Origin of the sequence: Rhodoblastus acidophilus (genome assembly GCF_900187365.1) — a bacterium.
GTDB classification, from domain to species: domain Bacteria; phylum Pseudomonadota; class Alphaproteobacteria; order Rhizobiales; family Beijerinckiaceae; genus Rhodoblastus; species Rhodoblastus acidophilus.
On record NZ_FYDG01000001.1, the window covers coordinates 1162058 to 1183380 of the forward strand.

General features: G+C 66.9%; 24 protein-coding genes. 12 read left to right on the top strand and 12 right to left on the bottom strand.

All coding sequences use genetic code 11. From position 1 onward, the window contains the following. The first annotated feature begins 199 nt into the window (after positions 1-199). The 4 genes from CFB24_RS05000 (at position 200) to CFB24_RS05015 (ending at position 3176) form a co-directional block, all read left to right on the top strand. Positions 200-622 (top strand): anthrone oxygenase family protein, encoded by a 423-nt coding sequence (locus tag CFB24_RS05000; RefSeq protein ID WP_158255365.1) that lies wholly within the window; start codon positions 200-202, stop codon positions 620-622. A gap of 75 nt (positions 623-697) precedes the next feature. After that, positions 698-1693, top strand: coding sequence for a zinc-dependent alcohol dehydrogenase family protein (locus CFB24_RS05005; protein ID WP_088519411.1), 996 nt, complete (start codon positions 698-700; stop codon positions 1691-1693). Between the two features lie 7 nt (positions 1694-1700). Then, on the top strand, positions 1701-2567 hold the full coding sequence (locus CFB24_RS05010; protein ID WP_088519412.1) for an ADP-polyphosphate phosphotransferase: 867 nt from the start codon (positions 1701-1703) through the stop codon (positions 2565-2567). Positions 2568-2705: 138 nt separating this feature from the next. Continuing rightward, complete coding sequence (locus CFB24_RS05015) at positions 2706-3176, top strand: hypothetical protein (protein ID WP_088519413.1); 471 nt, start codon at positions 2706-2708, stop codon at positions 3174-3176. 75 nt (positions 3177-3251) lie between these two features. On the opposite strand, the gene CFB24_RS05020 is transcribed toward CFB24_RS05015, so the two are convergent. From CFB24_RS05020 to CFB24_RS05035, 4 genes are all read right to left on the bottom strand, one after another. After that, positions 3252-3659, bottom strand: coding sequence for a hypothetical protein (locus CFB24_RS05020; protein ID WP_141098352.1), 408 nt, complete (start codon positions 3657-3659; stop codon positions 3252-3254). An 84-nt stretch (positions 3660-3743) separates the two neighbouring features. Continuing rightward, positions 3744-5132 (bottom strand): ATP-binding protein, encoded by a 1389-nt coding sequence (locus tag CFB24_RS05025; RefSeq protein WP_088519415.1) that lies wholly within the window; start codon positions 5130-5132, stop codon positions 3744-3746. A 15-nt stretch (positions 5133-5147) separates the two neighbouring features. Beyond that, positions 5148-5855, bottom strand: a complete 708-nt coding sequence (locus CFB24_RS05030) for a response regulator transcription factor (protein WP_088519416.1) — start codon at positions 5853-5855, stop codon at positions 5148-5150. After that, a complete protein-coding gene (locus tag CFB24_RS05035) occupies positions 5856-6443 on the bottom strand; it encodes a PepSY domain-containing protein (RefSeq protein WP_088519417.1) in 588 nt (195 codons plus the stop codon). A gap of 140 nt (positions 6444-6583) precedes the next feature. Here CFB24_RS05035 and CFB24_RS05040 point away from each other — a divergent pair, with 140 nt between their 5' ends. From CFB24_RS05040 to CFB24_RS05060, 5 genes are all read left to right on the top strand, one after another. Continuing rightward, positions 6584-7213 (top strand): hypothetical protein, encoded by a 630-nt coding sequence (locus CFB24_RS05040; protein ID WP_088519418.1) that lies wholly within the window; start codon positions 6584-6586, stop codon positions 7211-7213. A 78-nt stretch (positions 7214-7291) separates the two neighbouring features. Continuing rightward, entirely contained in the window at positions 7292-7861 is a 570-nt protein-coding gene (locus tag CFB24_RS05045) for a DUF1214 domain-containing protein (protein ID WP_244593360.1), read from the top strand. Further along, positions 7858-8460, top strand: a complete 603-nt coding sequence (locus CFB24_RS05050) for a DUF1254 domain-containing protein (RefSeq protein ID WP_088519419.1) — start codon at positions 7858-7860, stop codon at positions 8458-8460. Before CFB24_RS05045 ends, CFB24_RS05050 begins: the two co-directional genes overlap by 4 nt. Positions 8461-8538: 78 nt before the next feature. Next, the gene (locus CFB24_RS22425; RefSeq protein ID WP_141098353.1) at positions 8539-8886 is read left to right on the top strand and encodes a hypothetical protein; all 348 of its coding nucleotides are present in this window, start codon (positions 8539-8541) and stop codon (positions 8884-8886) included. Positions 8887-8961: 75 nt separating this feature from the next. After that, the gene (locus CFB24_RS05060; protein WP_088519421.1) at positions 8962-10095 is read left to right on the top strand and encodes a DUF2336 domain-containing protein; all 1134 of its coding nucleotides are present in this window, start codon (positions 8962-8964) and stop codon (positions 10093-10095) included. Between the two features lie 13 nt (positions 10096-10108). On the opposite strand, the gene CFB24_RS05065 is transcribed toward CFB24_RS05060, so the two are convergent. From CFB24_RS05065 to CFB24_RS05075, 3 genes are read right to left on the bottom strand one after another with little or no spacing between them, the layout of a single operon-like run. Next, on the bottom strand, positions 10109-10444 hold the full coding sequence (locus tag CFB24_RS05065) for a DUF1491 family protein (protein WP_088519422.1): 336 nt from the start codon (positions 10442-10444) through the stop codon (positions 10109-10111). A 2-nt stretch (positions 10445-10446) separates the two neighbouring features. Then, positions 10447-11238 carry a peptidoglycan-binding domain-containing protein gene (locus CFB24_RS05070; protein WP_088519423.1) on the bottom strand — a complete coding sequence of 264 codons (792 nt, stop codon included), beginning with the start codon at positions 11236-11238 and terminating at the stop codon, positions 10447-10449. Beyond that, positions 11231-12118, bottom strand: a complete 888-nt coding sequence (locus tag CFB24_RS05075) for a sensor histidine kinase (RefSeq protein WP_088519424.1) — start codon at positions 12116-12118, stop codon at positions 11231-11233. Before CFB24_RS05075 ends, CFB24_RS05070 begins: the two co-directional genes overlap by 8 nt. A gap of 259 nt (positions 12119-12377) precedes the next feature. On the opposite strand from CFB24_RS05075, the gene CFB24_RS05080 reads away from it, so the two are divergent. Then, the gene (locus CFB24_RS05080) at positions 12378-12740 is read left to right on the top strand and encodes a hypothetical protein (RefSeq protein ID WP_141098354.1); all 363 of its coding nucleotides are present in this window, start codon (positions 12378-12380) and stop codon (positions 12738-12740) included. Between the two features lie 79 nt (positions 12741-12819). Here CFB24_RS05080 and CFB24_RS05085 read toward each other — a convergent pair whose 3' ends face one another. Next, positions 12820-13239, bottom strand: coding sequence for a Ros/MucR family transcriptional regulator (locus tag CFB24_RS05085; RefSeq protein WP_088519552.1), 420 nt, complete (start codon positions 13237-13239; stop codon positions 12820-12822). Positions 13240-13697: 458 nt separating this feature from the next. On the opposite strand from CFB24_RS05085, the gene CFB24_RS05090 reads away from it, so the two are divergent. After that, complete coding sequence (locus CFB24_RS05090; RefSeq protein WP_088519553.1) at positions 13698-15818, top strand: S9 family peptidase; 2121 nt, start codon at positions 13698-13700, stop codon at positions 15816-15818. Between the two features lie 179 nt (positions 15819-15997). On the opposite strand, the gene CFB24_RS05095 is transcribed toward CFB24_RS05090, so the two are convergent. Then, a complete protein-coding gene (locus CFB24_RS05095) occupies positions 15998-16915 on the bottom strand; it encodes a hypothetical protein (RefSeq protein WP_141098355.1) in 918 nt (305 codons plus the stop codon). 167 nt (positions 16916-17082) lie between these two features. Between CFB24_RS05095 and CFB24_RS05100 the strand changes: the two genes are divergently transcribed. Beyond that, complete coding sequence (locus CFB24_RS05100; protein WP_088519427.1) at positions 17083-17682, top strand: superoxide dismutase; 600 nt, start codon at positions 17083-17085, stop codon at positions 17680-17682. Positions 17683-18008: 326 nt separating this feature from the next. Here the strand turns inward: CFB24_RS05100 and CFB24_RS05110 are convergent, their stop codons facing one another. The 3 genes from CFB24_RS05110 to scpA are packed head-to-tail and all read right to left on the bottom strand — an operon-like array spanning position 18009 to position 21294. Further along, on the bottom strand, positions 18009-18683 hold the full coding sequence (locus CFB24_RS05110; protein ID WP_088519429.1) for a spermidine synthase: 675 nt from the start codon (positions 18681-18683) through the stop codon (positions 18009-18011). Further along, positions 18680-19138 carry a GNAT family N-acetyltransferase gene (locus tag CFB24_RS05115; protein WP_088519430.1) on the bottom strand — a complete coding sequence of 153 codons (459 nt, stop codon included), beginning with the start codon at positions 19136-19138 and terminating at the stop codon, positions 18680-18682. Before CFB24_RS05115 ends, CFB24_RS05110 begins: the two co-directional genes overlap by 4 nt. After that, positions 19135-21294, bottom strand: coding sequence for a methylmalonyl-CoA mutase (scpA, locus tag CFB24_RS05120; RefSeq protein ID WP_088519554.1), 2160 nt, complete (start codon positions 21292-21294; stop codon positions 19135-19137). Before scpA ends, CFB24_RS05115 begins: the two co-directional genes overlap by 4 nt. Positions 21295-21323 lie beyond the last annotated feature (29 nt).

Sequence of the window (21323 nt, forward strand, 5' to 3'; positions counted from 1 at the left end):
GCAGCCCGGCTGGACCAGCGGGTGGGACATTGTCTTCCAAGCAGCAATCATGCCAGCAGCGCAGTTAACCAATCCTTAACGCGGACCGGGTTACGTGCGAGGCTTTCGTCTTGGTCGCAAAAGCGCTATGAGCGACAGACGGCGTCGCAGCGACGCCTTGCAGGAATGCGCCGCCCGACCGGCGCCAGTGGAGCCAGAAATGCTCGCGGGACTGATCGCTTTCGCCTTCGCCGCCGCCTTCACCGGCGCGGCCCTCTACATCGCCCTGGTCGAGCAGCCGGCGCGGCTCGCGCTGGACGATTCCTCCATGATGCGCGAATGGGCGCCGAGCGACCGGCGCGGCTTCGCGCTGCTGGGCGCCCTCGCTGTGGCCGGCGCGCTCGCGGCCCTCGCCGCCTATGGCCACGCCAGCGACATTCGCTGGCTGCTCGGCGCGCTGATCGTGGCGACCAGCTGGCCCTATTTCTATTTCGTGGTGGTGCCGATCAACAATCGGCTGCTGGCCGAGAGCGAGCCCGAGGCCGACTCGCGCGAGCTGGTGCGCAACTGGGGCTGGCTGGAATGGGGGCTGGTCGCGATCGGCCTCGCCGCCAGCGGCGTGTTCGGCTGGATTCTCGCCTGACCCGGCGCAGCGATTTGCTTTGACAGCGCGCGCCGGCGGGCGTGAAATTCCGCCGGCGTTTTCCGGGAATCGGCCATGTTCGCAATGGTCCTCAAAACCCTGGGCGGACCGTTGGAAGGGGAGGAGCGAATCGCCCCCCTGCCCGGCCCTGGGGAAGTTCGCATCAAAATAGAGGCTTGCGGGGTCTGCCGCACCGATTTGCACGTGGTGGACGGCGAACTGCCCAAGCCGCGCCTGCCGATCGTCCCCGGCCATGAAATCGTCGGGCGCGTCGAGGCGCTGGGCGCCGGCGCCTCCGGCCTGTCGGTCGGCGAGCGCGTCGGCGTGCCCTGGCTCGGCCGCACCTGCCAGACCTGCGGGCCGTGCGTCGCCGGCCACGAAAATCTCTGCGACTCCCCCGAATTCACCGGCTATACGCGCGACGGCGGCTACGCTGCCGAATGCGTCGCCGACGCGCGGTTTTGCTTCCCCTTGGGCGAAAAAGGCGAGTCCGCCGCTTTGGCGCCGCTGCTGTGCGCCGGCCTGATCGGCTGGCGCGCGTTCAAGATCGCGCTGCGCAGCGCCGGCCGTGTTGAAAATTTAGGCCTTTATGGATTTGGCGCCGCCGCGCATCTGCTGGCGCAAATCGCCGGGAAACAGGGCCATCGGGTCTTCGCCTTCACCCGGCCGGGCGATGCGCGCGGACAAGAATTTGCCCGAGAATTAGGCACCGTCTGGGCGGGCGGCTCGGACGGCCCGCCGCCGGAACCGCTGGACGCCGCCATCATCTTCGCGCCGGTCGGCGCGTTGGTGCCCCTGGCGCTCAAGGCGGTGCGCAAGGCCGGGGCCGTGGTCTGCGCCGGCATACACATGAGCGACATTCCCAGCTTTCCCTACGCCTTGCTGTGGGAAGAACGCCAGATCGTCTCGGTGGCCAATCTCACCCGGCGCGACGGGGTCGAATTTTTGCGGCTGGCGCCCGAGCTGGGCGTGCGGACGCAAATCGCGCCCTACCCCTTGCGCGAGGCCAATCGCGCGCTCGCCGACCTGCGCGCCGGCGCCTTTTCAGGCGCCGCCGTACTGATTCCATGAGGCTGAAATGAAACAGATCGATGCCGAGGATTTTCGCGTCAAGCCGGAGACGACCGTTGATCTGAAACGCTGGCCGACACGCGTCGATCCGTTCTACGCCTCGAAGGAGGAATACCAGCAGCGGCTCGCCGATCACATCGCGCGTCTGAGCGAGCATCAGCAAAAACTCTACGCCGACGACCGCCACGCCCTGCTGCTGATCTTTCAGGCGATGGACGCCGCCGGCAAGGACGGCGTGATCCGCCACGTCATGTCCGGCGTCAATCCGCAGGGCTGCGAGGTGACCAGCTTCAAGCACCCCAGCGGCGCGGAGCTGGAGCACGATTTTCTCTGGCGCGCCGGCCACGCCCTGCCCGAGCGGGGCCGCATCGGCATTTTCAACCGCTCGCATTACGAGGACGTTCTCATTGTCCGCGTGCATCCGGAGCTGCTGGCGGCCGAGGGTTTCGACCCGGCGGCGGCCGACGACGACTTCTGGAGCGAGCGCATGCGCTCCATCCGCGGCTTCGAGCGGCATCTCGGCGCCAACAATGTGCATGTGCTGAAGTTTTTCCTGCACCTCTCCAAGGACGAGCAGCGCAAGCGTTTTCTGGCGCGCATCGACGAGCCGGAGAAAAACTGGAAGTTTTCGCAGGCCGACATGATCGAACGCGGCTTCTGGGGCGACTATCGCCGCGCCTATGAACAGGCGCTGAGCGAAACCAGCGCCAAGGCGGCGCCCTGGTTCGTCGTTCCCGCCGATGACAAGCACAATGCGCGATTGATCGTCTCGCACATCATTCTCGACCGCCTGGAAAAACTCAAGCTGTCCTATCCCACGGTCAGCGCCGAACGCAAAGCCGAGCTGCAGAAGATTCGCGCACAACTCGAGTAAATCCCAGCTCCGATCTCTGTCTTGACCTTAGAGACTGAACCACGGCTCAAGGTTCGATGGGCGACTTGCCCTTGAAAACAGGAACAAACCTCAAAGGATTGCGTTTGGGCGCCGAGGCATCAACCTCGGGAGTCCTCCATGCGCGAAAAATCATCTTTGCGAAAAGTCTTGGCCTTGGCGACGGCATTCACCGCAGGCGCCGCGCTCGCCCTTCCTGAGCCGGCCGCCGCGTTCCGGGGCGGCGGGTTCGGCGGCTTCCACGGCGGCGGGTTTCATGGCGGCGGGTTTCATGGGGGAGGCTTCCACGGAGGGGGCTTCCACGGCGGCGGCTTCAGGGGCGGTTTCGCCGGCGCGCGTTTTGGCGGCCCGCGTTACGCGGGCGGCGGCTGGCGGCGCGGCGGCTGGGGCGGCGGTTGGGGGCCCGGCTTGGGCTGGGGCCTGGCGGGCGTCGGCCTCGGGCTGGGCGTCGGCTACGGCCTGTCGGACTGGGATTATCCCTATTCCGGCTATGATTATGGCTACGGCTATTCGCCCTATTACACCGGCTATGGCGCCTACGGCTATCCCAGCTATTACGGCGGCGGCCCCACCATCTATATCGGCTGGTGAGCCGCAGCGCGGGCGCGACGACAGTCCCGGCGACGGCGGAGCGCAGGCCGGTCAGGCGCCGGCCTGCGCTCCATCTCAGCCGTTGAGCTTCCAGCCGTCGGCGCTTTTGCACGCCGTGCCTTTGCCCACATTGGGACGGCCGTTGACATAGACCGTATGCGTAATCTCGCGGCAGTCGCCACTGGGGGCGCCGGGCGCGACATAGCCGTAAGCGCCGTTTTCGCCGCGCCAGGTCTTGCGCTCGCCGGAGGCCAGCGCGGCGACTTCCGCCTTGTTGGCCGCGCTCTTGCTGCCGGCGTCGAGCGCCTGGCCGAGCGATCCGTTGGCGAGACCGACATAGGGCGGCGGGGCCGGCGGGGCGGACGGCGCGGCGGCGGCGGCGACGGGCGCCTCCGCCGGCGTTGAATTGCAGGCGGACAGGGACATCAGAACCGTCAGCGCGAAACCCGCGCGCGCCAAAGAACAGCGCCAGTCAAATTGCACGACAAAAACCTCCTGGAAGCCGGCGCCCTGGAGCTATGCCGGCGCCGCAATATAGCCACAGCCGCGGCGCCGCGAAAGACAAATTCACGCCGCCGCCGGCAACAGTAGCGTCGCGCGCAGCCCGCCCAGCGGCGAATCGCCCAATTCCAGCCGGCCGCCATAGGCTTCCGCCAGATCCTTGACGATGGACAGGCCCAGGCCCGAGCCGGGTTTGGTCTCGTCGAGCCGGCGTCCGCGCCGCAGAGCCTCGGCGCGGCGTCCGGGGGCGAGACCGGGGCCGTCGTCGTCGATCAGCGCGCGCAGGAACTGCCGGTCGCCCGCCGGTTCGACCGCCTCAACGTGAACCTGCACCTCGCCGCGCGCCCATTTGCAGCCATTGTCGATCAGATTGCCCAGCATGTCGTCGAAATCCTGCTTCTCTCCGAGAAAACGCAGGTCTTCGGGGCAATCCACGGACAGGTCGATCCGCGCGTAAATCTTGCCCAGGGCGCGCGCCATCGCGGCCAGCGCCGGGGCCGCGGGCGTGGCGACGCCCACCGCGCCCGCCCGCGCCGCCGCACGGGCGCGGTCGAGATAGAAGGTCACCTGGTCGCGCATCACCATCGCCTGCTCGACCACCTTTTCGGCCAGCGTCCCGCTCGCCGCCCCCTCGCCCTTGGCTTCCGCCTCGGCCTCGTTGACCAGCACCGACAGCGGCGTCTTCAGCGCATGGGCGAGATTGCCGACCTGGGTGCGGGCGCGCTCGACGATTTCGCGATTTGTGGCGATCAACAGGTTCAACTCCGCCGCCAGCGGCGCGATCTCATCGGGAAACGCGCCGAAGATGCGGTCGGCCTTGCCGCGCCGCACCGCCATGACGTCGGCGCGCAACGCGCGCAACGGACGCAGGCCGTAGCGCGCCTGCACCGCCATGGCCGCCACAAGCAGCAGCGCCAGCGTCAGAAAGGTCAGGCCGAGCGCAAGATCGAACTGGCTGACCTGCGCTTCGACGCTGGCGGTGGTGGCGGCGACCTGGACGAGGTAGCGGCCCTGCTCGCCGGCGTCGATCTCGCGCTCCAGCATGCGCAGCGGCTTGTTGTCCGGCCCGGCGATCTCGCCGCGCTTGCGGCCCTGGGCGTCCGGGCTGACGCTGTCGGGCAGAGGCGCGAGATAGGAGGCGAACAGCGAGCGCGAGGTGCGGACATCCGGCGGCGCGCCCAGCCGGCTGATCTGCCAATACCAGCCGGACAAGGCCAGCTCGAATTGCGGCGCGCCGAGCTGGCCCGGCTCGACGTTGGCGTCGTCGCGCGCATTGACCAGATCGGCCACCAGGGCGCTCAGATAGATGTTCAACTGCTCGTCCAGCGCGACCTGCGCCGTCTGCCGGTACACAGCCGTCAAGGCGAGGCCGGCGAGCGTCAGCACCACCAGGCAGGCGAGCGCCGCCGACCAGAACAGGCGCGCCGCGATCGAGCGCGAGAAAATGCCGCGCACGCGTTCCCCTTCCCGTCAGCGCCGCTCGTCCGCGCCGGAGGTCGGAGCCCCGGCGTCCGAACTCGCGGCCGCGTCCATCACATAGCCCAGACCGCGCACGGTATGCAGCACGTCGGCGCCGAGCTTCTTGCGGAGACGGCCGACGAACACCTCGATTGTGTTGGAATCGCGGTCGAAGTCCTGATCGTAGAGGTGCTCGACGATTTCGGTGCGCGACACCACCCGCCCCGCGTGATGCATCAGATAGGAGAGCAGGCGGAATTCGTGCGAGGTCAGCTTGACGGCCGCGCCATTGACCAGCACGCGGCTGGCGCGGGTGTCGAGCCGCACCGGGCCGCAGACCAGCTCGTTGCTGGCGTGCCCTGTCGCCCGCCGCAGCAGGGCGCGAAGCCGCGCCAGCAACTCCTCCATATGGAACGGCTTGGCGACGTAATCGTCGGCGCCGGCGTCGAACCCCTGGACCTTCTCGGTCCAGCCGTCGCGGGCGGTGAGGATCAGCACCGGCGTCGCGCGGCCGGCCTTGCGCCAGGCCGACAGCACGGAAATGCCGTCGAGCTTGGGCAGGCCGATGTCGAGCACCACCGCGTCATAAGGCTCGGTGTCGCCGAGGAAATGCCCTTCCTCTCCATCCCTTGCCGAATCGACGGCGTAGCCGGCGCCCTCAAGCGCCGCGACAATCTGCCGATTGAGATCCTTGTCGTCTTCAACCACGAGCAGGCGCACTTATTTTCCCTCATGCTTGTGCGGCGGCGGGCTGACCTCATCGCCCGTCGAAGCGTCGAGAAACACATGGACGACCCGGCCGTCCGGACGCAACAGACTGATATCGTACACATCGAGATCGGCCCAGCGGCAAAGCCGGCCGCCGAGCGCCTGAGCCGAGGCCAGGTTCGCGGCGCGGCGCAGCATCGTGAAAGGCGGCAGCAATTGCGATTGCGCGACGCGCGCCCGCGTCTCCGCCGGGCTGAAACATTTGCGCGCGCCGGCCAATTCCGGCGGCGGCGGCGGCATCGGCTCGCGCGGCGGCGGACCGGCGGGTTCGTGCGGCGGCGGCGGGCCGCCGTCGTGGGACAGCGGACCATGGTCGCGCAGCGGCGGCGCGACGGCGCGGGGAGCGGGCCCGGCATCGTGGGGAAGCGGGCCGTCGAATCGCGGCCCGTCGAATCTGGGCCCCCCGAAACGAAGGCCCGGAAACGCGCCGCCACCGCCAAAGCCGCCGCCATGAATCCCTTGCGCGCGCGCGGGGACGGCAGCGAGCGCAAGCGCGACGCCGAGCAAAAAGCAGCACAAAATCGCCGTTTTACCGCCCATACTGCACATTGGATTCGTTTAGCTGAACGGCGCCTGAACCCGGCCCGTCGTGGCCGACCCCGACGCGAACCTATTTCCGTCGCGCTTTTGCCGCAATGCTTGTGCTTGATCGGACGCGAAATCGCCTTTGGAGATGGCCGATGCGCTTCCGTCTCGCCCTCAAGTCCCCGATCCGCTGGCTCGCCTTGGCTTTGACCGGCGCCGCCCTCGCCGTCGCATTCGCGCCGCCGCCCGATGCGCCGACGCCCGCGCCCGCGACCGGGCCGGACAGCGCGTCCGCCGCGCCGGCGGCGCGCGGCGACGCCCCGCGCTCCTATGCCTATTATCCCGAACAATTGGCGGCGCTGTCCAGCCTGAACGGCTTCGCGCCGGTGGCGGACCCCGGCCGTCCCGCCTCCGCCGCGACGCCGGCGGCGGAGCCCCCCAAGGAGCCCGCGGCCGCGCGCAAAGCCGCCCACGCCGCCGACACGCGGCGCGCCGAGCCCAATCGGTCGACGGCCCCGCTCGCCCCGGCGCAAAAAGCCGGGCCCGTGGCCGTGTCCGCCGCCGAAACGGCCAGGGAGCCGGAGGAATGGCGCGTGTTCGGGGTCGCCCTGCCCAGGCCGGGCTGGCCGGACGGCGACGCCCTGCGCCGGCACGCGGCCAACTGGCGCGATGCGGCGGCCAGCCTGCCGGGCAAGGCGATGGCGCTGGGCGGACGGCTGTGGCAGGCGGCCGATCAGGCCGCCGACGCCAAATCCGAAGCGGATTCGCCGTCGCGCGCCAACTAATCTCTCGACTTTTCCGGGCGGACCTTTATGTCCGGGCCAGCGGCTTGTTCGCCGCCGTCGTCAGGGATTCGGAATTCATTGCGTCCTCTGCTCGCCGTCACCCTCGCCGCGCTCGGGCTGGGTCTCGCCGCCACCGCTGTGTCCACAAGCGGCGATCCCGGCTTCGCGCCTGTGCGCCTGGGACCCTGGACGTCCTGGCCGCAGCTTGGCGGCGCCGAGATCGACCCCTATGAGCGGGCCAGCGTCGCCATGGACGGCGTCGCGCCGATCGGCCTCAATGAAGGGCTGTCGTTCCTCGCCCGCGCCGACGATCTCGGCGCGCCGCTCGATTCGCGCTGCGATTACCAGATCGCCGGGTCCGACCTGCCGGCGCGGCTGTGGACCCTCGCGGCTTACAGCGAGGGCGGCCGTCCCCTGGACAACCCGGCCGGCCGGAGCGGCTTGACCTCCGCCGGCCTGCTGCGCGCCGAAGGCGGCGATTTCGTCATCGACGCGGCGCGCGAGGCGCGGCCCGGCAATTGGCTGCCGCTCGGCTCCGCGCGGAGCTTCGTTCTGGCGCTGCGGCTGTATCAGGCCTCGACCAGCGCGCTTTCGAGCGCCTACGATGGATTGAGCCTGCCGAAAATCACGCGCGGGAGCTGTTCATGAGCGCGCCCTCCGACCGGTTCGACCGCATGGTCGGGCTGATTCCCTGGGCGCTGGCGGTGGCGTTCGGCGCCGTGGCGACGCATCTTCTCAGCGTGCTGGCGCTGCCCGCGCTGGCGCCCAATTCCGCCTATCGGCGTCTGGCCGCAGACCTTCCGCTCGGCGAAGTCCGCCTGCTGCCGCGCGCGACGCCGGACCATCCGGGGCCGACGTTCTCCGATCCGTTCGCTTTTCTCGCTGTGTGCCGGTTCGACCTCACCCTGGGGCCGCTGCGGCTGCGCGCCAACGCCGACGGCGATCACCCGCTGTCGGTTTCGGTGCGTCTCGCCAATGGCGCGATCGTGTGGTCCGGTTCGGACGGCCAGACGCCCGGGGGACATTTCAACATTCTCATCGTCACGCGCAGCCAGGCCGATGCGATCGACGCCGCGCGGGAGGATCAGGACGAAACGGCGACCGATGGCGACGAATTGCGGCTGGTCGCGCCGCGGCCGAAAGGATTCGCGCTGTTCAGGCTGCTGGCGCTGCGCGAGGGGGAAGCCGAGACGGTGGCGGCGCAACGGGCCGGCTTCGAATGCGCCACCGAGAAGCCGCCGCAGTAGCGACGCGGCCTTCGCGAGTCCCGGAAACTCTCAGGCGCGCTTCTTGCGGCGCGTCCGCGGCGCCGACCCGCGACGGGGATGATCGCCCTTGCCGCCGCCCGCGCCTTCGCCGTCATGATCTTTGCTGTCCTGGCCGGCGGCGGGCTGACCCTCGTCTTGCTGGCGGCAATAACGCACGCCGAGAAAAAACAGAATCTCCGCTTCGGCGCCCGGCGTGGAATCCGTCAGGCGCCGCCGCCCCGCGCTTCGGAATGGAATGACCTCGCCCATCGCCTTTCTCCTGGTGATGCGGCGCCAGTCGTCGGATTCACACGCCGCACATTCCCGTCAAGCAATTCCGGCGCCGCGCAAATCGGCGGCCGCGTTCATCGAAAGCGACAGCGCTTAACCTGTCCTTACGTCATTCCAGAACGCCAATTCATTTAATCGCCTTATAGTTAATGATGTGTCAATAAACCGCCCCTAGCATGGGCTGTACATATTGTTTTCGTGGACCAATCCATGACCGCCGACATCTATGCGCGCTTACGCGACCTCGCCGCCGCCGCCGACACAAAGCCGAAGGACATGCGTCCCGTGCTGCTGCGCGTCACCACCGACTTGTTCGTGCTGCACGCCAGCCACACGGCGCAGGAAGTTCGGCTTTACGAGGAAATGGCCAGCCGCCTGATCGACGACGCCGACGACGTCACGCTCGCCCTGGTGGCGCAGAAGCTGGCGCCCTGCGCCGACGCGCCGGCCGAAGTGCTGCGCCGGTTGCGGGCGCGCGGCGGCGCGGCGGCGCGCGAGCTGCTGCTCGCCGACCGCCAGATCGAGAAATCCGAATTGCGCGAGATCGCCGCCAACGGCCCGGTCGGCGACGCCTGCGTCCTGGCGTCGCGCGCCGATCTCGACCGCGAGATCGCCTCCCTATTGGCTGGACGCCCCGAACGCGAGGTGGCGCGGGCGCTGGCCGCCAATGCGGCGGCGCCGTTGCCGGCCGAGGACATGCGCCTGCTGATCTCGCGCGGACGCGAGGATCAGGATCTCGCCAAGACGTTGCTGGCGCGCGGCGGCCTCGGTCAAGACCATCTCGCGCTCTATCTCTCCGCCGATCCGGAGCAGCGGGCGAGATTGCTGATCATCGCCCGGGCCGCCGGGCTGCACAGCATCGGCCGGCCGGAGGCGGCGAGCGCGCTCGAACCCGCCGCCTGCGCCAAGCTGGAAACGGCGGCGTTGCGCCAGAAGCGCGCGGCCTTCGCCCTTTGTCTGGCGGAGATTGTCGGCTGCGACCCGCTGTGCGCTCGCCGGATCGTCGAGGAGGACAGCGGCGACGCCCTCACCCTGACCTTCATCGCCATAGGCCTGCCCCAGGAGATCGCGGCGCGGATTTTCCTGATCGCCTTCCCGAAGGTCGCCCTGGACCGCTTCGCGTTCCAGCGCAACATGGACCTTTACGACACATTGCCGCGCCGCGACGCCGCCCGCGTGATCGGCGCCGTCACCGGCGACAGCCGCCTGACCGCCGCGCTGGTTCGCGCCCAGGGGAAACGAGCGACGCCCGCGCCGAGCTTTTCGACCTCTGGCCTCTCGACCCCGGCGGACGGCTCGCGCGACCTGCGCGACTATCTCGCCGCGCGCGAGGCCAAGCGTTAAGCGCGGAAAAATGTCAGGCGAGGTCGAGAAAGTGCCGGCCCTGCCGATCCTCGACCTCGACGATCCACAGATCCGAATCGAATTTCTGCTCGCGCGCCAGCCGCGCCTCGGCGTCGGCCGGCTCGATCCAGTCCTCCCTGTGCGCGCGGGCGAAAAGGCGGTCGAAGCCCTCGCGCGCCTCGCTCTGCGGCGCGGGACTGAACAGCGCGCAGGCGCCGTCGAGCCGATCGAGCTTGACGAAAATGGCGCCGGCCTCGGCGGCGCCGCGCCGGCGCAAATAGGCCGCCGCGCCCTCCACGGCGCAGCGGCGCAAATAGGCGGACACCCAGATGTCCGAGCGCAGGCGCAAGGTCAATCCACCGGCAGCCCGGCCTGCAGCGCCAGATAATGGCGCAGCGCCGGAGTCAGCTCGCCGGTCGCGGGCAGGCCGTTGTCGCGCTGGAATTTCTGCACCGCCTTGCGGGTGGCGTCGTCGAACTTGCCGTTGGCGGACACATGGGCGCCGAGCTTGTTCAACGCCTTCTGCGCGGAGGAGACCTTGTTGTCGGCCGCCGGCGCCGCCGACTTGTCCATCAACGCGCCAATGGCGTCGCCGGATTTGGCCGCGGGTTTGGGCGCGGCCGGCGCCTTGGCGACCGCTGTGGCGTTGCCAGAGGCGCCCAGTTTCGCTGTCGCAACAGCTTTGACGGGCGCGACAGGCTTGGGCGCCATCACGGCTTTGGCGGGCGCGACGGGCGCGGGCGCGGCGGTTTTGGCGGCCTTGGCCGGGGCGACGGGACTGGCCAGCGGCGCCGGCGTCAGCGCCTCGTCGAGCGCGCTGGGGACCGGCGCGGCCGGCTCCGCGCGGACGACCGGCGCCGGCTCCGCCTTGGGCGTTTCGATATGCAGCACCGATCCCATCAGCGGGGCGGGATGACGGCCATGCTGGAGAAACATCGCATTGACGGCGATGGTCGCCAGCAGAGCGACAAAGGCGACGCCGCCAAAAACGGGCGTGCGCCAGACCCAGATGCGGCTGAGCCATTGCGGCGACGCGCTCGGCGATTGGGCGCGCGACCGGCCTGCGGCGCGGGTTCTTTTCGGGGTGGGTGCGGGTTCCGAAGCGACGAAGTCGAAATCGGAGGCGGCGGCGATCTCACGCAATTTTCTTCACCTGATGATGAGCATGTAACGAATGATGCTTGTGCGCGCCGTCCCGGCGCGAAACGGTTTCGATGCGCGCCGACAGCGCGTCGGCGCGCTCGGCCTCGCGGCAGTCGAGCGGCAGTTTTACGGTGACGCTCGCGCCTTCATTGGGCGCGCTGGCGAAGCTGATCGCCCCGCCATGCAAGGCCACCAGCCCGCGCACGATCGACAGGCCGAGCCCGGCGCCCTCGTAGGGCCGGTCGTAAGTGGCGCGCGCCTGATAGAACGGATCGCCCAGCCGTTGCAATTCGCCGGGCGTGACCCCGATGCCGGTGTCGGACACGTTGAGAACCACGAGACGGCCCTCGGCGCGGGCGGAGACCGCGACCTTGCCGCCTTCGGGGGTGAATTTGACGGCGTTCGACAGCAGGTTGAGCAGGATCTGCTTGCAGGCGCGCTTGTCGGCGACGATGTCGCCCATATTGGGCGCGCAGGCGGCGAGCAACTCGATGTGTTTTTCCTCCGCCTTCAGCTTGACCAGATCGCAGGAGAAATCGACCAGCGCGCCCAGGTCGAAATGCTCGGGCTCGATGGCGAAGACGCCGGATTCGATCTTGGACATGTCCAGAATCGTGTTGACGATGCTGAGCAGGTGCTGGCCGGAAGCGTTGATGATGCGGGCATATTCGCGCTGCTGCTCCGGATTTTTCGGCGCGAGATCCGGATTGGCCAGCATTTCGGAAAAGCCGATGATGGCGTTGAGCGGCGTGCGCAATTCATGGCTGACATTGGCGAGCAGCCGTTGCCGCCAATCTGAAACGTCCGTCGCCGGAAGCGCGCTTCCGCGACCGCCAGAACAGCTCGCCTGCGCCACATGCGCCAACCGATGTTCGCTCATCGCCGCATCGCCTCCCGGCCCGACCCGCGCCTTTCGTCAATCTGCGCCGCGGCTCTAACGGAACTCTAAACGCGCGCGATCCCTGGGCGTTCGCGTTAAGGATTGTTGCGTCATGGTTAGCGAAATCTTTACGGGCAGGATGAACAGACGATGAAGATGAAGGCCGGAATTTGAGCAAAGGTCTTGAGTCAATGTCTAGGGATCGTTGCTAGACCTGTCGAACCCGCGGACCTGCGCGTTCGGGCTTCAGGAGGTCGAGATGTCGTTTCTTTTGCGCTGCCTGTTCTGGCTTGGCCTTGTCGTCAGCCAGATCGCCGAGCGCGAGGGCGCAAGCCTCGCCAATCTCACCCAGCCCGCCGGGCGCGAACTGGCCGCCGGCGCCGAGCAGATGACGCAACGGGCCGTGGACGCGGCGGCGGCGGCGTGCCGCGACAACGCCGCAAGCTGTCTGGCGCTGGCCGCGCAGGCGGCGCAGCTTCGCCTGCCCGAAGCCGCGACCGCGCCGTCTCGCCCCGCCCCTGCGGAACCCATCGGTCGCGACACGTTGAATGGGCGCGACACGTTAAGCGACGCCGACCGCGCGCCCGCCTGGCGTTTGCGCCGCGCCAACGCCGGCGCATAAAAAAACCGGAGCGCGTCGGCGCTCCGGCATGATGAGCCGCGCGCGGCTCCGAATTGTTCGGCGCGCCTGCGCCCGCGGATTACTTCGCGCGAACGCGGCGGCGCTGCTGGCCCAGACCCATCTGCTTGGCGAGATGCGAGCGCGCCTTGGCGTAGTTCGGCGCCACCATGGGATAATCCGCGCCGAGTCCCCATTTCTCGCGATAGTCTTCGGGAGACATGTTGTATTGCGTGCGCAGGTGACGCTTCAACGATTTGAACTGCTTTCCGTCTTCCAGGCAGATGATGTAGTCGTTGGTGATCGACTTCTTCACGGGAACGGCGGGCTTGGGCGCTTCGGCGACGATCGGAGCGGAACCGCTGGTGACGCGCAACAAAGCCGAATGAACGTCATTGATCAAAGTAGGAAGATCGGAGGCGGGAACGGAATTGTTGCTGACATAGGCGGAAACGATATCCGCCGCCAGCTCGATATAATTGTTTGAGGGTGCGTCGCTCATTGGTCGTGAACTTTCCTTGCGATGGATCGAGATATTTTTCGAGGGGATCGGCTTGGTCCGCGCCATGAAACCGCGAAAGGCCTCCAATACGATGCGACCTGCCCTCGAATACGTCCAACTTCTTCTAAATAGAGCAGGCAAACGCTGCGCGCAATATCTCTCTTTCGGTAATCCCGCAATTTATTTCAGTTCTTGTTTGTGCGGCGCGACATCCGACAGAATTCCGCAGACGCCCGCAAATAAACGGGCAAGCTCATGAGGGTTGCAGCCAGGCTGCGGCCTGTTGTTCTGTCCCGCCAAGCTCCGGCGCCGCCGGTTTTTGCTGCGAATGAACCAAGGGAAAATATTCGCCGGCGCAGTTGCGCAGCAAGGACGCTGATCGCACCGACCGGCTTTGGCGAATCAGCCGAATCGGCACATTGTCGCTCACAACTCTTCACATCTGCTCGGGATTGATCATGACGTCCTTCGCCGAAAGCCGCGACATAACGCCGCCCCGCTTCGATAAACGACAGAACACGCAGGTATTTCACGGTGTAACGCTAAGCGACGACTACGCCTGGTTGCGGGCGGAGAACTGGCGGGAGGCGCTGCAGGACCCCGACGCGCTTCCCGAGGAGATCCGCGCCGCGCTGGAGGCGGAGAACACCTATACGGAAGCGGCGCTCAAGCCATTGGCGCCGCTGGCGGAACGCCTGAAACAGGAGATGATCGCGCGCATGGACGCGACCGATTCCGATCCGCCGGCGCGCGACGGCGCATGGTTCTACTACAATCGGTTCCGTGAAAACGGCCAGCATCAACTGATCTGCCGCAAGGCCCCGGACGGCGACGAAATCATCCTGCTCGACGGCGACCGCTGCGCCGAAGGTCTCGACTATTTCTGCCTCGGGGACGCCGTCCATTCGCCCGACCATCGGCGCCTCGCCTGGAGCCGCGACGAGCGCGGTTCGGAACTGCAGAAAATCTCCTGTCGCGATCTCGCCACCGGCCTCGACGGCGAGGATGTCGTGGAGAACGCCGACGGCGCCATCGTCTGGACCTGCGATTCGCATGGCTTTCTCTACACGCGCGTCGACGAGGATTTCCGCACCTGCGCGGTCCTGCTGCACCGGATCGGCGAGGACCCGGCCACGGACACGCTGCTGTTCGAGGAAAAAGATCCCGGCCTGTTCGTGCATCTTCGCGGCGCGCGGTCGCGGCGCCACGCCATCGTCAATGTCTCCGACCATGACTGTTCCGAAAGCTGGCTGATCGATCTCGCCGACCCGACCGCGCCGCCGCGTCTGGTGATTCCGCGCCGGCCCGGCCTGATCTACGACGTGGAGCCCGGCCTCGACCGGCTGTTCCTGCGCACCAACGCCGACAACGCCTTCGACTTCAAGCTTCTCAGCATCGCGCTGGACGAATTGAGTCAGGCTTCGGACCCCGCCCGCTGGCGGGAGGAGGCGCCGCACCGGCCGGGCAAGGCGATCTTCAACGCGGCCGTTTTCGCGGATTATCTGGTCTGGCTGGAGCGGGAGAATTGCCGCCCGCGCCTTGTGGCCAAACCGCTGACGGAGCCGCGCGACGGCGCGCCCTTCGTCGTGGAATTCGACGCGCCCGCGCTGCATCTGCGGCTCGAACCCAATTTCGAATTCCGCGATCCCGTGGCGCGCGTCACCTTTTCGACGCCGATCGATCCCGACCGCACCTACGACATCGACCTGCGCAGCGGCGCGCGCACGCTGGTGAAGACCAGGCGCGTGCCCTCGGGGCACGATCCCGCGCGCTACCAAACGCGGCTCGACTGGGCCGAAGCGCCCGACGGCGCCCGCGTCCCCCTGACGCTGATCTGGCGCAAGGACCGGGCGCCCGGGCCCGGCCCGCTGCTGCTCTACGGCTACGGCGCCTATGGCGTGGCGCTGCCGGCGCGGTTCGACGAGACCCGCTTCAGCCTGATCGACCGCGGCTTCGTTTACGCCATCGCCCATGTGCGCGGCGGCGGCGAGTTGGGCGAACGCTGGAAACTGGCGGGCAAGATGGCCGCCAAGCCCAATACGTTTTCGGATTACATCGCCTGCGCGCGCCATCTTTGCGCGCTCGGCCTGACCGAGCCGGGAAAAATCGTCGCGGAGGGCGGCTCCGCCGGCGGCCTGCTGATGGGCGCAATCGCCAATCTCGCGCCCGAACTATTTGGCGGCGTGCTCGCGGAAGTGCCGTTTGTCGACGTGCTCAACACCATTTGCGACGACACGCTGCCGCTGACGCCGCCCGAATGGCAGGAATGGGGCAATCCGATCGAGGACCGCGCCGTTTTCGAACTGATTCGCTCTTATTCGCCCTATGACAATGTGCGGGCGCAGGCCTATCCGGCCATGCTGATCGAAGCCGGCCTCACCGACCCGCGCGTCACCTATTGGGAGCCGGCCAAATGGGCGCAGAAACTGCGCGAGACCATGACCGGCGGCGGCCCGATCTTGCTCAAGACCAATATGGAGGCCGGCCACGGCGGCGCGGCGGGCCGTTTCGACGAACTGGAGGATATCGCCTGGCGCTTCGCTTTCGCCATAGAGGCGGTTTCCGCCTCGTCGTCTTGAAATGCTGAGATGGGCGGTTTCCGCCTCGTCGTCTTAAAATGCTGAAATGGGCGGTTTCCGCCTCGTCGTCTTAAAATGCTGAAATGGGCGGTTTCCGCCTCGTCGTCTTAAAATGCCGAGATGGGCGGTCTCCGCCTTGTGGCGTTAAAACAGGCGGCCCGTCGGACCGCCTGCGCCCCTCAACTCTTGGCGGCGAGATCGCCGGCCTCGTCGCCCTCGATGAAATGTTTCAATTCCTCGATGCTGCCGAACCGATAGACGCCATGCTGCGTCTCGGCTTCGATCGAGCCGTCGGAAAACATCGTGTAATGCGCCCCGTTCGCCTCGTAATGGCCGATCGCGTCCGGCTTGGGCTGATCGTCGGCTTTCTCGTCCTCGCTTCGCGGGCTGGAACTCAAAGCCGGTTCAAGCGCAGGAACCCGCGGGCGCGAAAGTTTATCGGGCGGCGCCGCCTTGTGGACCTTGTCCGCTCCGTTGGCGAGCGCCCGATTCAGCCAGTCGCCGGGCTGCGAAGCCTCGACCGGCGGTTCGACCGAAGCCGGCTGGACCACCCAGGACAGCGGCGGGCGGGCGGGGGCGGCCGGCTTGCCGGACTCGTCCTCCGGCAAGACGGGCGGGGGCGGCGCAACCGACTTGCTCTCGGGTTCGGCGGCGGGAAAAAACAGATCGGAGGCCGCCGCGTTCACAAAAGTCTCAGCCAGCGCGGCCTGTTCGCTGGCGGGGTCGGCGGCGACCGGCTCGAACGGCGCAAGCGGCGGCGGCGCGGGAGGCGGCGGCGCATAAGTCGGGACTGGCGGCGGCGGGGGCGTCTGCCGCGCCGGAGCTGGTTTGACGGCGGGTTCAGCGGGCGTCGCCGCGACGCGGCCCTTGGCGAGCAACAGGGCGGCCTTGGAGGCGTCGGCGGCGATGGCCTGCAATTCCCGCAAAATGAACCCGAGCGCGCCGAGCACCAGGCCGAAGCCGAACGCCAGCACGCCCGAAACCATCAGCGGCGGCCCGCGATCGACGTTGACGTAAATGTAGCCATTCGAGGCCACTATCACGCCCGCAAGGGCGAGAACGAGCCCCAGGGCGATCAACGTGCGTTCCACTCTCACCAGCGCCGCGCCTCTCTTGACAAATGAAGTTCCACGTTTTGAGCACAAAGCCGCAAATTTGTTAAGCCCGGCTCTCGTCGGGGCGCTTCTTTCGGCAGCCCAGTTCTTGCCTCATTCACACTCGGTCCCTACCTTGAGGCAGTCCCCTTCTCATCCAGGAGCACTGCATGTCCTTTGTTCTCGATCCGCTTCCCTACGCCTATGACGCGTTGGCGCCCTACATGTCGGCCGAAACGCTGGAGTTTCACCACGACAAGCATCACGCCGCCTATGTGACCAACGCCAACAACCTGATCAAGGGCACCGAATGGGAAGGCAAGCCCATAGAGGAGGTCATCAAGACCTCGCATGGCAAGCATCCCGGCGTGTTCAACAATGTCGCGCAAATCTACAATCACGCCGAATTCTGGAAATATTTGAAGCCGGCCGGCGGCGGCAAGGTCCCGGGCAAGGTCGAAAAGGCGCTGGTCGAGGCGTTCGGCTCGGTGGAAAAAGCGCTCGACGATCTCGCCCAGGCCGGCGTGACGCAGTTCGGCTCGGGCTGGGCCTGGCTTGAAGTCAAGGATGGCAAGGTCGCCATCTCCAAGACCCCGAACGCGGAAAACCCGCTGATTCACGGCGCGTCGCCGATCCTCACCGTCGATGTGTGGGAACACGCCTATTACATCGACTACCGCAACCGTCGTCCCGACTTCATCAAGACCGTGCTCGGCAATCTCGTGAACTGGGAATATGTCGAAGCCCAGTATGAGAAGGCCGTCGGCTGAGGATTACACGGGCCGCCCTCCGGGGCGGCCCCAAAACTGCGGGTCTTTCGAATTCAGACAGGCAAACCGGGAGCGCCGCCGTCGCACCTCGGACACCGTCTTAGATGGAAATCGGAGCCGTTTGCGCCGTAGTCGTGGCCGCAATCTCGGCAATGCAATCGCCAAACATATTGGTTGTGATCGTTCCCGGGCAGGTTGGTTTTTTCGACCAGCACTTGATTGTTGCGGTTAACGTCTCCTGCTTGCGCTTTTGTTTTCGCCATTGCACGTTCCATAAATTGACCGCGTGCGGACCTTGCGAGCGCCGAGCCGCCTCGCAATTGGCGTCAGCTGTTCCGCTTCGCCATCCAGATGACATGCCGAGCCCCGCGCCCCCGGCCCGCGCGCACTCTGACCTCCTCGACGGCGAATCCCGCCTTGCGCAAGCTCTGCGTGAAGCGCGGCGCCTCATGCGCCGACCAGACCGCCAGCACGCCGCCGGGGCTCAACGCCTCGCGCGCCGCGAGCAGGCCCGCCCGGCTGTAAAGCCCGTCATTGGCCGCGCGCGTCAGCCCGTCCGGCCCATTGTCGACATCGAGCAGAATGGCGTCCCATTTTTTTGCGCGCGCCGTCTGGATCGGCTGTGTCACATCCGTCACCGCAATGCTGACCCGCGCGTCGTCGAGGCTGCCGTCATGCAGTTCGGCCATCGGGCCGCGCGCCCAGGCGACCACGGCGGGCACGAGTTCCGCCACCGTGACGCGCGCTTGCGGGCCCAGGACCGCCAGCGCGGCGCGCAAGGTAAATCCCATGCCGAGGCCGCCAATGAGAAGGCGCGGCGTGGGACAGGCGGCGATCCGCTCGCAGGCGAGCGTGGCCAGCGCCTGTTCCGATCCGCTCAGACGCGAATTCATCAATTCGTTGTCGCCGAGCATAATGGAGAACTCGGTCCCGCGCCGCTTCAGTTTTAGCGCGCCGCCGCCCGGAATGTTGGCGGTATCCAGCAGTTCCCAGGGAATCACAACGCTTTCCTGAGCTGGAACCGCGTGTGACCCCAAGGAAAATCCTCCATGCGGGCATATTCGACATAACCGCGCCGCGAATAAAAATCCGGCGCCTGATATTCGAACGTGGCGAGGATCGCCCATTTGCAGCCGCGCCGGCGCCCTTCCGCCTCCGCCGCCTCGAGCACGCGCGCGCCCAGGCCGCGCCCACGAAAATCGTCTTCGACCCAAACCGTATCCAGCGCCAGCCACGCGCCCACCGCCACGCCCTGCGCGCCGCCGCGCACGCGGCCGTCCCGGTCGCGGGCGACAATGCAGACCTGATTGGCGGGATCGCGCACCGGATCGGGACCGACGCGCGCTTCATTGTAAGCGGTGAGACCGCTGATCAGAATGATTTGCGCCGCCGCGTCGGAGGGATGCTCCGAGGCGACGGCGATTTCATCGTCCTGCGCGGGCAGGAAAGAACTCATTCGGCGGCGGCTTTGGAATAGCCGAGGCGCCCGTTGAGTTCGTCGATCAGCTTGCCCGCCGCTTCGGCGATCACCGTGCCGGGCGGGAAGATGGCGGTCGCGCCGGCCTTGTAGAGCGCGTCGAAGTCCTGGGGCGGGATCACGCCGCCGACCACGATCATGATGTCGCCGCGCCCTTCCTTCTCCAGCGCCGCCTTCAATTCCGGCACAAGGGTCAGATGGCCCGCCGCCAGCGAGGAAATGCCGACAATATGCACGTCGTTCTCCACCGCCTGCCGCGCAGCCTCGTCGGGGGTGGCGAACAGCGGCCCAATGTCCACGTCGAAGCCCAGATCGGCGAAAGCCGAGGCGATCACCTTCTGTCCCCGATCGTGGCCGTCCTGGCCGACCTTGGCGACGAGAATGCGCGGACGGCGGCCGTCGTTCTCGACAAAAGCCTCGACCTGCGCCTGCACGTTGGTCACCGCAGCAGAATTCACGCCCGCCTCCCGCTTGTAAACGCCGGAAATGCTCTTGATCTCGGCCCGATGCCGCCCGAACACCTTTTCAAGCGCGTAGGATATCTCGCCCACGGTCGCCTTGGCGCGCGCCGCCTCGATGGCCAGCGCCAGCAGGTTGGCGCCGCCCTTGGCGCCCTCGGTCAACGCTTCCAGTTTGGCCTGGCAATCGGCCTCGTTGCGCTCGGCGCGCAGGCGCTTCAGTTTCTCCAGCTGCTGCGTCCGCACCGAGGAATTGTCGACCTTCAGCACATCGATCGGCTTTTCGTCGACGGGACGATATTTGTTGACGCCGATCACCGACTGCTTGCGGCTGTCGATGCGCGCCTGGGTCTTCGCCGCAGCTTCCTCGATGCGCAGCTTGGGGATGCCGGCTTCGATGGCCTTGGACATGCCGCCGAGCGCCTCGACTTCCTGGATATGCGCCCAGGCTTTTTCGGTCAGTTCGGCCGTCAGCTTTTCCACGTAATACGACCCGCCCCAGGGATCGATGATCTTGGTCGTGCCGGATTCCTGCTGCAGGAACAGCTGGGTGTTGCGGGCGATACGGGCGGAAAAGTCGGTCGGCAGCGCCAGCGCCTCGTCGAGCGCATTGGTGTGCAGCGACTGGGTGTGGCCCTGCGTCGCCGCCATCGCCTCGATCTGGGTGCGCACCACATTGTTGAACACGTCCTGCGCGGTCAGCGACCAGCCGGAGGTCTGGCTGTGGGTGCGCAGCGGCAGGCTCTTTTCCGACGCCGGGTTGAATTTTTTCACCAGATTGGCCCAGATCAGCCGCGCGGCGCGCAGCTTGGCCACTTCCATGAAGAAATTCATGCCAATCGCCCAGAAGAACGACAGGCGCGGCGCGAATTGGTCCACCGTCAGGCCGGCGGCGATGCCGGCGCGGATATATTCGACGCCGTCGGCCAGCGTATAGGCCAGCTCCAGATCCTGCGTCGCCCCGGCTTCCTGCATGTGGTAGCCGGAAATGGAAATGGAGTTGAACTTCGGCATATTCTGCGACGTATAGGCGAAAATATCCGAAATGATGCGCATCGACGCCTTGGGCGGGTAGATATAGGTGTTGCGCACCATGAATTCTTTGAGAATATCGTTCTGGATCGTGCCCGACAATTTGGCGGCGGGCACGCCCTGCTCTTCCGCCGCGACAATATAGAGCGCGAGAATCGGCAGAACCGCGCCGTTCATCGTCATGGACACGGACATCTGGTCGAGTGGGATGCCCGAGAACAGCGTGCGCATGTCATAGATGGAGTCGATGGCCACGCCGGCCATGCCGACGTCGCCGGACACGCGCGGGTGGTCGGAATCATAGCCGCGATGGGTGGCGAGGTCGAACGCCACCGACAGGCCCTTTTGGCCCGCCGCGAGATTGCGGCGATAAAAGGCGTTGGAATCCTCGGCCGTGGAGAAACCTGCGTACTGGCGCACGGTCCAGGGCTGGTTCACATACATTGTGGAATAGGGCCCGCGCAGAAACGGCGCGGTTCCCGGGAACGAATCCACCGCCGGCAGGCCCTCGACATCCTCGGGGCCATAGACGCTTTTCACCGCAATGCCTTCGGGCGTCTGCCACGGTTCGGCGGCGAAAGCCGGGGCCGGCGCGGTGGCGGCCGGATCGAGGGCGAGGGTGGAAAAATCGGGAATACGGGTCATCCGGGCGTCCATAATGGCTTTGTGTTTGC